Here is a 15148-nt window from a genome sequence, read left to right on the forward strand (position 1 = left end):
GGTTAAGTTCAGGGGCTATTTCGGACTGAATTCATGTACAAACTTTCAATAGCAGCCGCCTGCCTCTTATTTACAGGGCACTCTGCGGCGGCAGTAAATTTTTCTATTGAAAAGGACTTCGTTGAAATTGGATTAACGGCTCCGTTGACCGACGAGAGTTATCTATTTATTGGTGCTGATAGTGATGACTGGATAGGAATTGGAGTCGGATATCAGTATCAAACTGCCGCTCATTGGCGACTCAATGCCTATTACGAATATGGGCTTTATGATGATTGGTTTATAGAGGAAGTCACTTCCATCGACGGAATCAAAACCAGTAGCCACATGATTGACCTGTCTGCCTCACTATTCTGGCAAAAATATTCGTTTAAAAGTGGAGTAACGGCTGAACGTATCCGCAATGGCTTTACTTGGATAACCATCGACGACACCAATAAATATTCCGTTTACACCGGAGCCGTTCGTTACTTTGAACACATCTACCTTGCAGCTCGTTATGAACATCACTACGCCACCGATGAATCAGACATGCTCGATTTTAATCAAGGTCACGCGAATGAATGGGAAGTCTCTATCGGCACAATGAAACCAATTTGGCACTTCTATCCCTACGCCAAGGTTGGTTTATTTTCGCCAAACGGCACTTATTTCGGCATGGAAAGTTCACAAGTCACATGGACGATTGGTGGCGCATTCTCTTTTTAAGGTATTCATTTGAAAAAGGTTATAAAAATGGCGCTCAAAAAAACACTTTTCACACTCGGTATGCTGATGAGTAGCTCTGCTTTCGCGGCCCATCTCCATTTTTCTCCAGAGGTTAAAATCGGTCCGTACGCGGGTTCTGGTATTTCAGGTGCAGGTCTACAATTGGGAGTTGCCGACACATTGGGCTTCGATGCCGTTTATCTCAGTTATAGTCATACGTCAGCTGAATTTCTTACCGATAAAGACCGTCTAAAGAGCTATCGTTTAGGCGCTCAATATCAGTTTCCTCAAGCGCCGATGCTCGGGATTCAGTTTGAATTGGGAGCGGTAGAATACGAGGGTTCGCGAACCATTTTTAGTTCAAGATATCGTTCTGGGACAGGTGTCAGTACCGCTGCTAGCTGGGTATTTGCTATCAACGATACTTTGGGTCTTCGAGCTGGACTGGATGTTAATTATATAGATAAGGATAAAACGTTTTTGAGTAGTAATTTATCAGCCACGCTCAATACTGGTATCACACTGCGCTTCTAGCGCAGTGCATCATCAATACTTTGTTCACCTAAATGACGAACATCTTTCCCTTTCACAAAGTAAATGATGTATTCACAGATATTCTGACAACGATCGCCCACACGTTCAATTGCACGAGCTGACCACATGACTTGCATGATGTGAGGAATATTCTCTGGATCTTCCATCATATACGTCATGAGCTGACGTACAACTGCTTCATATTCCGCGTCAAGACGGTCATCCATTTTGTATACCGCCGCTGCTGCATCTACATCCATTCGCGCAAAGGCATCCAATACTTGATGGAGCATATTGACTGCTAGACGACATAATGGTTCAAGAGAAACATGGAATTGGCGCTCTTTTGAGGTCGGCATTTTCAACGCACCTTTCGCAATGCGTGTGGATACATCGCCAATTCTCTCAAGATCAGTAATGGTTTTAATAATCGCCATAATTAAACGCAAATCTTTCGCTGTCGGCTGACGTTTTGCGATAATACGTGTACACGCTTCATCAATGGATACTTCCATTGCGTTTACTTTATGATCGTCACGCACCACTTGCTTCGCTAATTCAATGTCTTCTTTGTGCAACGCCTGCATCGCAAACGATAGCTGTTGTTCAACCAATCCCCCCATGGTTAACACGTGGGTGCGGATTGACTCTAACTCGGCATTAAATTGACCTGATATGTGGCGACCAAAATTCATTTAATTCCTCAACTCCAAATTATCCATATCTACCTGTAATGTAGTCTTCGGTGCGCTTTTTCAATGGTGAGGTGAAAATAGAATCGGTATCTGAGTACTCGATCAGTTTTCCCATATGAATAAAGGCGGTATGGTCGCTCACACGTGCGGCTTGTTGCATGTTATGAGTAACAATAACAACGGTATACTTGGTTTTTAACTCGTTGATCAACTCTTCAATCGTTAAGGTTGAAATAGGATCCAGAGCCGATGTCGGTTCATCGAGCAGTAATACTTCAGGTTCAATCGCTATTGCTCTAGCGATGACTAATCGCTGCTGCTGACCACCAGATAGACCAAACGCGTTTTCATGTAAGCGATGCTTTACTTCATCCCACAGAGCAGCGGCTCGCAGGGCTTGTTCCATCGCATCATCTAATACTCGACTGTTCTTAATCCCTTGTAAACGCAATCCATACACGACATTCTCATAAATCGATTTCGGGAATGGATTGGGACGTTGAAACACCATACCGACTCGTCGGCGTAATGTCGCGACATCCACTTCAGGATCGTAAACGTTAGTACCATGCAGTTTGACTTTCCCCTCAACACGACACCCTTCGACGAGATCATTCATACGATTAATACAGCGTAGCAGTGTTGACTTACCGCAACCAGAAGGGCCAATAAACGCCGTTACTTGCCCTTTGGGAATACGCATCGATATATCGTTTAACGCCTGGCTGTTTTTGTAAAAAAGATTCAGTCCTTCGATAGAAATCGCGGTTTGTTTATCGGTCAGATTATTCACATCAATAGGGTCTTCATAGCCCAAGGTTTGGTTGACTGAAAACATAGTTAATCTTGTCCTAGTGTCCGATACTTTTCACGTAAATTATTACGAATACTGATTGCGGTTAAGTTTAGCCCGACAATCACTGTAACAAGTAAAAAGGCAGTGGCATAAACCAGTGGTCTCGCACTTTCAATATTCGTAGTTTGAAAGCCGACATCGTATATATGGAAGCCTAAATGCATGAACTTACGTTCCAAATGCAAAAATGGAAATTGATCATCTACAGGTAAACTCGATGCTAACTTAACCGCTCCAACTAGCATCAAAGGTGCCACTTCTCCTGCCGCCCGAGCGACCGCCAAAATCAGGCCTGTAATAATCGCAGGGCTTGCCATTGGCAATACAATTCGCCACATGGTTTCAAATTGAGTCGCCCCTAACGCCAATGAACCATGACGTACTGAAGAAGGTATTCGACTCAAGCCCTCTTCCGTTGCCACGATAACAACCGGCAGCGTCAGTACCGCAAGAGTCAATGCAGACCAAAGCAACCCCGGAGTGCCAAACGTTGGAGCAGGTAATCGCTCGGCATAGAAAAGCTGATCGATTGAGTTACCTAAGGTATAAACAAAAAATCCTAAACCAAATACACCGTAAACGATTGATGGCACCCCTGCGAGGTTAATCACTGCAACACGAATAACTCTCGTCAGCGCATTGTTTTTCGCGTATTCATGCAAGTATACCGCCGCAACTACACCAAGTGGCATCACAATCACAGACATGATAATCACCAGCAAAACCGTACCAAACATCGCAGGGAAAACACCCCCCTCCGAATTTGATTCACGAGGATCTTCTGATAAAAACTTCCAAATTTGCTTTGTCCACAAACTGACTTTATCTACCAATGACAAATGGTTTGGGTACCAAATATCCAACATTTGATCGAGAGGAATAAAGGTAACGGCTCCAGTCATATCTCGAACTAGCAAACCTTGCTGCTTGAGCTTATTTCGCAACTCATCGAGCTCATTTTCTGCTTTTGATAGCTTCTGATTTAACGCATTAGTCTGTTGGTCGAAACGCTGATTAAATGCTTCATCTAACTCGGAATTAAGTTTACGTCGGCGCTGTTCAAAGCGTAATTGTTCTGCTTGAGCACTGTACTGGCGGATCTGTTGATTAATAATTTTAGTGATTTCTTCACGAACGCTCGCTGCATACATCAAGCCTTGATCCGTCAGAAGTGTAATTTCATCACTCACGTGCCCATTGGCTTGTTTATATCCGACAGGGTAGCCGTAAAAATCCCCACCGCGAGAACGCTCAATAACGGCCCAACCTTGAGGCTTGCTTCTTTCTAGTACATCTATTTCCAAAATCGACACAAAATCAGCAGGATAGAGATCGCGATTAGCAACTTTAATACTCAGGCGCTTCACCAGCCCTTTTTCAACCACTGCTTCAGGCAGGGTAATATTCATCTCTCTTAGATGACTAATCGGAACATATTCTTGCGCGTAAAGTTGACCAATTAAGATCTCATCTTGATCGGTTTTCCATTGATATAGTGGTGCCGGCCAAAAATAAGATAGCCCTTTCCAGCCAATGAGGAGTAATAGCCCTAGTACAGACAGCAAGCTAATGCTCACCGCCCCACCAGTTAGCCATATCCAAGGCGAACCCGATTTTAGCCAGTTAAACACCTGAATTCGATTCCATCATTTGAATATTACAGTGCACGATATTTGTCTCTTAGTCGTTGGCGTACCCACTCTGCTACTGAGTTAACAGCGAAAGTGAACATCAACAAAATTAATGCGGCTAAAAATAGAATCCGATAATGAGAACTGCCCACTTCCGATTCTGGCATTTCGACAGCGATAGTTGCAGATAATGTCCGCATCCCCTCAAGAATATTCCAATCCATAATTGGCGTATTACCCGTCGCCATTAAAACAATCATGGTTTCACCAACAGCTCGACCTAACCCCATCATAATGGCTGAAAAAATACCGGGACTCGCCGTTAATAACACCACATGGGTTAATGTTTGCCACTGGGTTGCCCCTAAAGCGAGTGACCCATCCGATAAATGTTTTGGTACAGAAAAAATGGCATCTTCAGCGATAGTAAAAATGGTCGGAATGACAGCAAAACCCATCGCAAAACCGACAACTAACGCATTTCGTTGGTCAAAGTCGATACCGTGTTGAGCGAGGAAAACTCGCACATCACCATCAAATAACCAAGATTCGATATTGCCACTTTGACTGATGGTGACCACAGTAACTAAAACCAATACCGGCATTAAAATAGCAGCATGCCAACCGTTAGGTAATCGGCTCAACCAACGACGAGGTAAGCTATGCCAGAAAATACCAACCGCTAACATGGATAAGGGCAGCAAGAAGAATAACGCCACCACAGATGGCAAATGACTTTCGACAATCGGTGCGAACCATAGCCCGGCTAAGAAGCCAATGATCACTGTCGGCAATGCTTCCATCAGTTCTATCGAGGGTTTAACGATACGACGCATTGTCGGCGTCATAAAGTAAGCGGTATAAATCGCACCAAACACGGCGATAGGAATCGCGAATAACATAGCAAAAGCTGCCGCTTTTAAGGTACCGAATGCAATTGGCACTAGGCTAAATTTAGCCTCAAATTCATTGCTAGCGGAAGTGGTTTGCCACACAAATTCCGGTTCTGGATAACTCTCGTACCAGACTTTTTGCCATAACGATGACAATGAAATCTCTGGGTAGGGATTATCTAAATGAGCAAGATTAAGCGTTGAACCTGATAGCGCGAGTAAAAACTGTTCGTTCTTAGACATTGCTGCCATCTGCGGAACTTTTTGATATGCACGCTTAAAAATTACCAATTTTTCACTGGTGGTATAGTGGCTTTGAACCATTCCGTTGGTATAGAAACTATAAAAACCTTTACGATAGGTATCTGGCAGCAAAAATTGTAGCTCTGAGGCTAGTTTAAATTCGCGGATATGCGTTAAGCGACGTTGTCCATCACTCAGCACATCAAACCATTGGGAAACCAGTCCATCATCATGGGTAACCAATAGAGAATACGCCCCTGACAGCAAGTCCATATGCGCGACTTTGTGCTTGCTTTGGCCCAAGCTTAAATCAACAATCTCTCTCACTTCAAATCGTTGCTGTATTTTTTTAGCCACAACCAGTTCTGATGCCGATAGCAGGTACAGCGTTTTGCCATCCGGTGTTAATAGCATCTGATCAAGATGTTCAAACGGCAAAGGGAACTGATAAGACTCTAGCGAGCCATCTTCATTTTCCCAACGAACACGAACTTGCTTATCTTGATAGAAACCCACTAATGTGAGTTGTTGGTCATAAGAAAACTGAAAGCTCACCAAAGAAGATTGAGGTGTACTTAAGTCAAAAGATGGCGAAACATCCACAACTTCAGGCGCAAATGTCCGTCCTTGACCATTCGCAATACTATTGAGCGATGGTTGAAATAAAGTAATTTGACCTTGGGGAGTCGCGAAAGCATACCAACCATTTTCAGGCAAAGATCGGGAAAATAGCGTGTATTCGTTGCCTAAATCCACTGATTCCGTAGGTTGTGTTTCCATGGTATTGAGGTGCCAAAAATCGACCTGACCTTGCTGGGAGATCACGTACGCATGCTCACCATAATCATCAATACCAATCGCAACTGGATCTGGTGTGGAAATCGCTTGTTGAGCGATGTCTGGTGTGAATTTCGCGTCGGAAAAGAGCGGTAGAACCATCATGGCGAGATAGACAAAAATCAGAACTAGGGCCGCTAAAACCCCCACGCCACCAGCAGACACAGCAAATCGAACCAAACGATCTTTCATCAATCGTTTACGATCCCTTTCTTTCAAAGAAAACTCTGCTGTCCCCATCTTAATCCGCTACCTACTTATGCCCGAGCTTATACTATTTCGTTTAGATGACGATTATATTACAAATCGCCGTTCAAACTACCTACACTCCCTTGTTTCCGCGAGATTTTCTGTCTCTTTTGGGGCTGTCGTTACTTTTCGGGCAAAATAGTAACAAAAGTATAAGAATTGTGTTGAGTGGAACACTGTGGCAGAGAAAAACCATAAAAGAAAGAAAAGTATCGATACTCAATTAACAATAGCAATATAACGAGGATCTTACATGGATAACCTTACCAGAGAAGCTCAAGTACATGACGATTCTTAGTCGAAATACAATTAAAGAAGATCCAACTTGCAGCCATGAGAATCCTAACTATTCGTTGACTAAAATACCGACTTTTTCCAATTCATTTTGAGCCAATTCTGGTGAAATCGCGACATAGCCATCTTTCTCAACCATGGCTTGCCCCTGCTTTGAGTAAATAAAACGAATAAATTCCCGTTCAACAGGTGACAACGGCTTAGTTGGATGTTTATCGATATAAACGTAGAGGTAACGAGAGAGTGGGTACTCACCTGATAGAATATTTTCTCGGGTCGCATCCACATAATCCGTTCCGGTTTTCGCGATCGGCAACCGTTTTGCTCCCGAGACTTTATAACCAACCCCTGAATATCCGATAGTGTTAATGGCTGATGCTACAGATTGAACGACCGATGCCGATCCAGGCTGTTCATTCACATCATTTTTAAAATCACCACCACACAAGGCATTTTTCTTAAAGTATCCATATGTCCCTGATACAGAGTTACGGCCAAACATTTGAATGCTACGTTTCGCCCATTGATAGTCTAGGCCAAGCTGAGACCAACTTGTGATCGGTTGTGTTGCACCACAGCGCAAGGTTGAAGAGTAAATCGCATCGAGCTGAATAAAGTTAAGCCCAGAGATTGGGTTATCTCGATGGACAAAAATACCGATCGCATCAATAGCAACGCGCAACGCCGTAGGCTTATAACCATGGCTGCGTTCAAAAGCTTCAATCTCTCGAATACGCATTGGACGGCTCATTGGCCCAAACTGCGCGGTCCCTTCCGTTAAAGCAGGTGGCGCGGTTGATGACCCAGAAGCTTGAACTTGCCCACTAACTCCTGGGTAGAGTTGCTTAAATTCTTCTACCCACAGAGTCGTCATTCCAGCTAGCGTATCAGAGCCTACACTCGTTAAGTTGCCACTGATGCCCGGAACTTTTTGATAAACATCCAGTTCCTCACCAATAGCGACCGATGTCGAAAGTAAAGACATTGAGGTCAAAACAAGAGTAAGCACTAACTTCATTTATTCACCATTATTACAGTATACGGTTATGCCTTTACGGCTCTTGTGACGACTCTGACTTTACTTAACGTCTTTACTTTATGACCGCTGTTTTACGGCTATGACTTTACGACTAAACGTGTTGGCAGAACAAAAGAAAACTTGCTGCCCACTCCCACTTCACTGTGAATATCAAGGTGTGAGTCATGGTGAGTCAGTGCATGTTTTACAATCGCTAATCCGAGTCCACTCCCACCCGTATCCCGAGAACGGGCTTTGTCTACGCGATAGAAGCGCTCAGTTAAACGATGTAAATGCTGAGGTTCAATACCCTCACCGCTATCTTCTACTTCCAGGCAAGCTCCTTGCGAGGTTAAATACCAACGGACACAAACATCGGCACCATCAGGGGTATATTTCACCGCGTTGTACACTAGGTTAGAAATTGCACTGCGTAGCTGATCTTCATCAGCAAACACTTGAAGCTGCGTATCCACATCAAAAGATAATTGATGATTGCCACTGCCACTTAAACTTCGAGCTTCTTTTTCTAAAATTTCCAACATCGCGGGTACGTTCACGACATCTTCAAGCTCATGCATCGGAGCGGCTTCAATTTTAGATAAGGTTAATAGTTGATTCACCAAGCTATTCATACGATTGAGCTGTTCTGTCATCACACCATGGGCTTTTTCCCACATAGGTCCATTAAGCATATCGGGATCTTCAGTCATTTCTAAATAACCTTGTAGAACCGTCATTGGGGTACGTAACTCGTGAGAAACGTTAGCAAAAAAGTTGCGGCGCATACCCTCTAGTTGTTTAACCTGAGTCACATCACGTACTACCATCAGGTGTTCACCCTCGGTATATGGCACGATACGTAACTCCAACATACGTTCGACATTAAGCGGTGAACGCATCTCAAGAGGTTCAGCAAAATCTTGCTTACTTAGATACTTAATAAAGTCAGGCGTACGAACTAAGTTAGAAATGGGCTGACCTGAATCATCTGGCCAATGGAAACCCAAAATATGCTGAGCAAGTTTGTTACACCAAACGATGTTCCCCTCACTACGGAATACGACAACCGCATCGGGTAGTGATTCTGCACCATTGCGGAAACGACGAATCAAGTTTGTCAGCTCTTTGCGCTTTTTACGCTGGCGCTGCTGTAAGCGATAAATCCCATTAAACAAATGCTCCCAGTTTCCGCTACCGGAAGGCGGTGTTAGACGTTTTTCATCCCATAGCCATGCGGCTAAACGCATTTGATTGTGCAGGTGCCAAAATAGCTGCAAAACCGTGGCCACCAAAAGCAACCACGGCATATAGCCAAATATCAAACCAACGATCACCCAAGGGGTGTAAAAAAAAGCCAGTTCCCAGACCAGCTTTTTCCAAGTTAACCTTTCTACCACTTAAATCTCCATAAATGGAAATGCCGATAGCCAATGGCATAGTTCAGATTGAATTATTCGTATCGAATCGTTATATCGAATAACTCAAATCACTCGCCACCAGTATCAAACACACCATTCACGCTTTGCTTGAAAAACGATACCCAGCACCACGAACGGTTTGGATTAATTTATCGTGCCCTTCCACTTCAAGTGCTTTACGCAAACGACGGATATGGACATCAACGGTGCGGTCTTCAACGTAAACGTTGGTACCCCAAATATTATTTAATAGCTGCTCACGGCTATAAACACGCTCTTGATGCGTCATAAAAAAGTGCAGCATTTTGAATTCGGTCGGCCCCATATCTAGAGGCTGATCATTCGCGGTTACACGATGAGAAACAGGATCCAACTTTAAACCTTGCACATCAATCACGTTTTCTAACGCAGTTGGAGTCACACGGCGAATCACAGCTTTCAAACGAGCCACAAGCTCTTTAGGAGAAAAAGGTTTAGTAATGTAATCATCTGCACCCACTTCTAAACCACGAACCTTATCTTCTTCTTCTCCGCGAGCCGTCAACATTACTACTGGAATATTACGGGTAAGTTCTTCGCGCTTCATATGCTTAATGAAATTAATGCCGCTACCACCAGGTAACATCCAATCAAGCAAAACTAAATCAGGGAAAGGTTCCGTCAATTTCGTTACCGCGGTATCGTAATCTTCTGCCTCTACCGCTTGATAACCTTTTTGTTCAAGAACAAAGCACAGCATTTCGCGAATGGGTGCTTCATCTTCAACAACCAGAATCCTTCTAGACATAACTAAAAACCTTATATTCGTGTAGTTTTAAGAGGGCCTTAAACCCTTGCAACAGCAAGCATTATCCCTAGTGATTATGACACTTTTGTGACCTTTGAAAACAAATTTTCATACAACATTCTTGCGACAAGCCTTGATCTTTCACTCGATTTTGCCTCTGTTTCATTAAAAGTAAGCAGAAAAACACCCTCTCTTCCTCTAACCTATGAAATTAATTACGCATATGAAAATACTTTTATATTTAAAAAAGCTATCTATTGATGTCGCGATATCGACCTTGGGTTAAGAGCAAATTACATTCAATAGCGATGTTTCTCTGCACGATTGTGCAATTCAAGTAAGACATCTGCACAAAAATTTCCTATTATTGGCAACCAAACTTCAGGTAAGAGAAAAATTATGTGGTTTAAGAACTGTCTTGTTTATCGCTTCAATCGTGAGATTGAATTCAATGCGGAACAATTAGAAAAACAACTCGATGAGTTTCGTTTCTCCCCTTGTGGCAGCCAAGATAAGCAGAAATTTGGTTGGGTTACAGCAATGGGTAAACACGGCGACATGATGACGCATGTATCTGAAGACCGTATTCTTATCTGTGCTAAAAAAGAAGAAAAAATGCTGCCCGCGTCTGTGATTAAAGACTCGCTAAACGCCAAGATAGAAGCACTTGAAATTCAAGAAGGCCGTCCTCTTAAGAAAAAAGAAAAAGATGGCTTAAAAGAAGACATCATCATTGATCTTTTACCTCGTGCATTCAGTAAAAGCCAACTGACTTTTGTGCTTATTTTGCCGAAAGAAGGTTTTATTTTAGTCGACGCGAGCAGCTACAAAAAAGCAGAAGATGTCTTAGCACTACTACGTAAAACGATGGGCAGCCTACCTGTTGTACCGTCAATTCCAGAACAAGCGGTAGAAACAACGCTAACTGAATGGGTCAAAACCGGTAATACTCCGGCTGGCATCACCATGCTTGACGAAGCTGAGTTAAAATCAGTATTAGAAGAAGGTGGTGTGATCCGCTGTAAAAAGCAAGAACTTACCGCTGACGAAATTCGTAGTCACATCGACGCCGATAAAGTAGTGACCAAGCTTGCGTTAAACTGGCAAGATCGAATCGAATTTATTCTTGCTGATGATTGCAGTATCAAACGATTGAAATTCTCAGATGAACTCAAAGATCAAAACGAAGATATTCCTCGTGAAGATCAAGCGGCACGTTTTGACGCTGATTTCTCTCTGATGTGTGGTGAAATGAGCGCATTTCTACCTAACTTGTACGATGTACTTGGTGGCTTACCACACCCTAATGCTTAATCACTCCCCCAAGATAGCTTGGCGTTATAACAATGCATTGGCAACTTCAAGTCTGTCTGGGGTATTTGGTTTTTAGCGATGATTATTAAAGAGATATATTGATGAACGTGAGTTTTGATACTCGTTGGTTAGAAGACTTCCTTACTCTGGCCGAGGTTCGTAATTTTTCTAAAGCAGCAAAATTACGTCACATAACTCAACCCGCTTTCGGACGTCGCATCAAATCTCTTGAAAATGCGGTCAGCCAACAATTGATTGACCGCAATTCTAATCCAATAAAGCTAACACCAGCAGGCAAGCTATTTCGCCTCACTGCTAAAGCGATGATTCAGCAAATGGAACATGGTGTCGCAGAGTTAAAAAATAATGCTCAGCCGATGCTTTCACCAGTCTCAATTGCTAGCCCACACACCTTATCATCGCCCGCTTTAATTCAATTATTAGACAGCATTCAAGAGCAGCAAATTCCCTACTCGGTCGATGTACTCCGAGTCGATCTCGGTATTAAGGCGCTTAAAGATGGTCAATGCGATTTCTTTATGGGTTTTGACCATATCGCCTTGCTTCAGCCACCTTTTCAAAATCAATTACTAGGACATGGGCACTATCTATTGGTGTCAGTCGCAGACAACGGCCAAGCACGTTATTCGCTCGAAGATAAGTCAGTACCTTATCTTCGTTATACTTGTGAGTCTTACTCCGCCCGTTTACTTGAGCAACATTATTCTCAAGTGCCTGACAATTTCGTCTCCATTTTTGAATCATCCATGTGTCAATTGCATAAAGAAATGGTTTTACTGGGTAAAGGCATCGCTTGGCTTCCCGATTTACTGATTAAGAACGAATTAGATCAAGGCACGATTGTTCCCCTCGACCCACACCAATTTAATATCCCTTTTGCTGTTCGACTTTACCGTTACAACACTAAAATCACCCAAGAAGCTGAACATGTTTGGCAACTCATCGAAGATAAATATTCACTACCAAACCCTTTTTGTACTCCTTGGCTAAACAGTGGCAGTGCGAAAAATAAAGGCTTACAGGAATAACGATGCCGATTCGGCATAGCAAGTGAAAATTTGGCACTTCACAAAGCAAACGATTGCTATGCATAGTGCGCGCAATCGTTTGCTATCAAATTTATCAGAATGAAAACTCGCTCTCTTACCCAATTTTATCAAGATATTCCCAAACTCGATTTGCACTATCACTTATTAGGTGGTGTAAAGCTCAGCACCATGCAAGCTCTTGCAAACAAGTACCAAGTTCCACTTTCTGAGGAAGATGCAAAGTCCTATTACCGCCAATACCAAACCCCTGGCGCGAAAAGAAAAGGGGGAATTGAAGCCCTCACTTTCTTATACCAAATTATGCGTGAAACCGTCGACTATCAAACGGTCGTATTGGAAGTTGCCGAAGCGGCAAAAGTGTCTGGTTTACGTTATATCGAAACCTTTTGGAACCCAAGTGATAGCGCTATTGCTTACGATATATTACACCCTGCACTGGTTGAAGCAGCCGATCTCGCCTACCAAACCTTTGGTGTCATCATTCGTTATATTCCATCCATCAATCGAGAGACAAGCCCTGAAATCGCAGTCGCTATGATTGAAGAAGTTATCCAGCACCCTCACCCTTATGTGCTTGGTGTTGGCATTGACTATAAAGAACAAAATGCACCGGTTGAGAGTTTTTGGAAAACCTACCGTATTGCAGAACTTAATGGCCTGAAAAAAACAGCCCACTGTTCAGAGTTTGGTTTGCATTGGCGAAATGTAGAGACCGGTATTGAACTAATTGGCTGTGACCGAATCGATCATGGCTACTCTATCGTCGACAATCCAGAACTCATGCACAAATACGCTCTTTCAGGCGTCCCATTTACGGTTATTCCATCAAACACCTACTTTCTAATGCAGTGGCCTGATCACAGCGAATGGCAGCAAAAACAGCCGATCCGTCAGATGGCAAAAGCTGGTCTCAACATCATTCCATGCACTGATGATTGGTACATTCACGATACCGACAGTGCCAACTGCTATCGCGTTATGGTGGAAGAACTCGGCTTCGATCTCGATGCGATTCGCCAAATGATTGAAAACAGTATTGATGCAGCTTGGGTTTCTGAGCAGCAGAAAGTGACATGGAAAAAAGAATGGTTAGCTGAGTTTGATCACTTGCGCGCCCAACTCATCGAAGAGCCAACGATAGAAGCGTCTCTTTACACGCCTTACCAAAGATTGAGTAAATAGGAAATTTAGCCATGGAAATCGCAGCACAACAATCACAAAGCAAGATTGCTCAGTTTTTTAAGTTTGAAGAAAATAGCACTAATCTTAAAAAGGAAATCATTGCTGGATTAACTATTTTTACCACAATGGCTTACATCATTGCTGTTGTACCTGGAATGCTCAGCAAAAGTGGTATGCCATTTGATGCTACCTTAACCGCCACGATTTTAATGACGGTAATAACCACTCTAGCTATGGCTTTCTACACCAATCGCCCTTTTGTGCTTGGGCCTGGCTTAGGGAGTGTTGCTATTTTCTCTTACACTTTGCTCGGCAATGGCGTTCCTCTTAGCATAGCTTCTGGCATCGTGTTTATTTCTGGCGTGTTATTTATGCTGGTCTCTTTCCTTGGCGTGCGCGACTTTATTGTAAAAGTGATCCCCCATGGCATTAAAGTTTCAGTCGGGGTGGGTATTGGCCTTTTCATTGCTCTACTTGGCTTCAAGCAAGCTGGTATTATTGTTGCTGACGCACGTAAAAATGTCCTGATCTTTGGCGATTTAACCACACCAGAAACGCTACTTGCGATTGCGAGTTTCTTCTTGGTGCTGTTCTTTACCACTCGCAAAATTCAAGGCGGCATCATTTTATCTATCTTGGTCACGACAATCGTCGCTATTCCAATGGGTATTGCCCATGTTCCAGAGAACATGTTTAGCTTTCCAGCGAGCATCAGTGGCCTTGCATTTGAGCTTGATATTCTTGGGGCATTAGACCCGAAGTATTTACCATTCTTACTGGCGTTCTTTATTCCTGACTTTTTCTCTACTTTAGGCACACTTCTAGGTGTAGGTAGCCAAGCTGGGTACTTAGATAAAGATGGTAACTTACCGGGAATCGACAAAAACTTTCACGTCGACTCATGTGCGACAACATTTGGTGCACTATTCTCTACACCTGTGATGACCACTTACCTAGAAAGTGCCGCAGGTGTTGAAGCGGGTGGCCGCACTGGATTTACTGCAGTGATCACTGCAATTTGTTTTGCAGCAACACTATTTTTAGCGCCATTAGCAGGCATGATCCCAACAGCTGCGACTGCACCAGTACTGATGTTTATTGGCATTACGATGATGAGCTCTATTCGCAAAGTTAACTTCGATGATGTAACAGAGTATCTACCTGCGTTTGTTTGTGTCGTGATCTCTATCTTCTCGTTCAATGCGGGCAACGGTATTGCAGCAGCAATGCTGGTTTACGGTTTCCTAAAAGTTGTGACTGGTCGTTACAAAGAAGACCATTGGTCGGTTTACGTAATTGCGTTACTGATGATCCTCTATTTTTATAACTTAACTATGCACTAATGCATTAATACTCCAATGCACTAATGCTCTAGCGCACTAACTTCAACGTGCGCTAGCTTTTGAGCATGTATTA

General features: G+C 43.2%; 13 protein-coding genes. 6 read left to right on the forward strand and 7 right to left on the reverse strand.

Annotation, left to right across the window (positions count from 1 at the left end; genetic code table 11):
• Positions 1–33 precede the first annotated feature (33 nt).
• Together DZ860_RS04170 and DZ860_RS04175 are read left to right on the forward strand one after the other, a co-directional pair.
• Positions 34–708: a hypothetical protein gene (locus tag DZ860_RS04170; RefSeq protein ID WP_120029665.1), complete on the forward strand. Its 675-nt coding sequence runs from the start codon at positions 34–36 to the stop codon at positions 706–708.
• Positions 709–735: 27 nt separating this feature from the next.
• Positions 736–1242 carry a hypothetical protein gene (locus tag DZ860_RS04175; protein WP_120029666.1) on the forward strand — a complete coding sequence of 169 codons (507 nt, stop codon included), beginning with the start codon at positions 736–738 and terminating at the stop codon, positions 1240–1242.
• Here DZ860_RS04175 and phoU read toward each other — a convergent pair.
• The 7 genes from phoU to phoB all read right to left on the reverse strand — a co-directional run bounded on the left by phoU (position 1239) and on the right by phoB (position 10166).
• Entirely contained in the window at positions 1239–1937 is a 699-nt protein-coding gene (phoU, locus tag DZ860_RS04180; protein WP_120029667.1) for a phosphate signaling complex protein PhoU, read from the reverse strand. The genes DZ860_RS04175 and phoU overlap by 4 nt on opposite strands.
• A 19-nt stretch (positions 1938–1956) precedes the next feature.
• Positions 1957–2775: a phosphate ABC transporter ATP-binding protein PstB gene (gene pstB, locus DZ860_RS04185; RefSeq protein WP_120029668.1), complete on the reverse strand. Its 819-nt coding sequence runs from the start codon at positions 2773–2775 to the stop codon at positions 1957–1959.
• A gap of 2 nt (positions 2776–2777) precedes the next feature.
• Positions 2778–4424, reverse strand: coding sequence for a phosphate ABC transporter permease PstA (gene pstA / locus DZ860_RS04190; RefSeq protein ID WP_120029669.1), 1647 nt, complete (start codon positions 4422–4424; stop codon positions 2778–2780).
• A 26-nt stretch (positions 4425–4450) separates the two neighbouring features.
• Positions 4451–6637 (reverse strand): ABC transporter permease subunit, encoded by a 2187-nt coding sequence (locus DZ860_RS04195; RefSeq protein WP_120029670.1) that lies wholly within the window; start codon positions 6635–6637, stop codon positions 4451–4453.
• A 355-nt stretch (positions 6638–6992) separates the two neighbouring features.
• Positions 6993–7958 (reverse strand): PstS family phosphate ABC transporter substrate-binding protein, encoded by a 966-nt coding sequence (locus DZ860_RS04200; RefSeq protein WP_120029671.1) that lies wholly within the window; start codon positions 7956–7958, stop codon positions 6993–6995.
• A gap of 98 nt (positions 7959–8056) precedes the next feature.
• The gene (gene phoR / locus DZ860_RS04205; protein WP_120029672.1) at positions 8057–9358 is read right to left on the reverse strand and encodes a phosphate regulon sensor histidine kinase PhoR; all 1302 of its coding nucleotides are present in this window, start codon (positions 9356–9358) and stop codon (positions 8057–8059) included.
• Positions 9359–9476: 118 nt separating this feature from the next.
• Positions 9477–10166: a phosphate regulon transcriptional regulator PhoB gene (phoB, locus tag DZ860_RS04210; RefSeq protein ID WP_120029673.1), complete on the reverse strand. Its 690-nt coding sequence runs from the start codon at positions 10164–10166 to the stop codon at positions 9477–9479.
• Positions 10167–10565: 399 nt separating this feature from the next.
• Between phoB and rdgC the strand changes: the two genes are divergently transcribed.
• The 4 genes from rdgC to DZ860_RS04230 all read left to right on the forward strand — a co-directional run bounded on the left by rdgC (position 10566) and on the right by DZ860_RS04230 (position 15075).
• Entirely contained in the window at positions 10566–11480 is a 915-nt protein-coding gene (rdgC, locus tag DZ860_RS04215; RefSeq protein ID WP_120029674.1) for a recombination-associated protein RdgC, read from the forward strand.
• A gap of 101 nt (positions 11481–11581) precedes the next feature.
• Complete coding sequence (locus DZ860_RS04220; RefSeq protein ID WP_243641804.1) at positions 11582–12529, forward strand: LysR family transcriptional regulator; 948 nt, start codon at positions 11582–11584, stop codon at positions 12527–12529.
• A 99-nt stretch (positions 12530–12628) separates the two neighbouring features.
• Positions 12629–13732, forward strand: a complete 1104-nt coding sequence (locus DZ860_RS04225) for an adenosine deaminase family protein (protein WP_120029675.1) — start codon at positions 12629–12631, stop codon at positions 13730–13732.
• Between the two features lie 11 nt (positions 13733–13743).
• The gene (locus DZ860_RS04230) at positions 13744–15075 is read left to right on the forward strand and encodes an NCS2 family permease (RefSeq protein WP_120029676.1); all 1332 of its coding nucleotides are present in this window, start codon (positions 13744–13746) and stop codon (positions 15073–15075) included.
• Positions 15076–15148 lie beyond the last annotated feature (73 nt).

Origin of the sequence: Vibrio sinensis, assembly GCF_003605645.1 — a bacterium.
Classification (GTDB): domain Bacteria; phylum Pseudomonadota; class Gammaproteobacteria; order Enterobacterales; family Vibrionaceae; genus Vibrio; species Vibrio sinensis.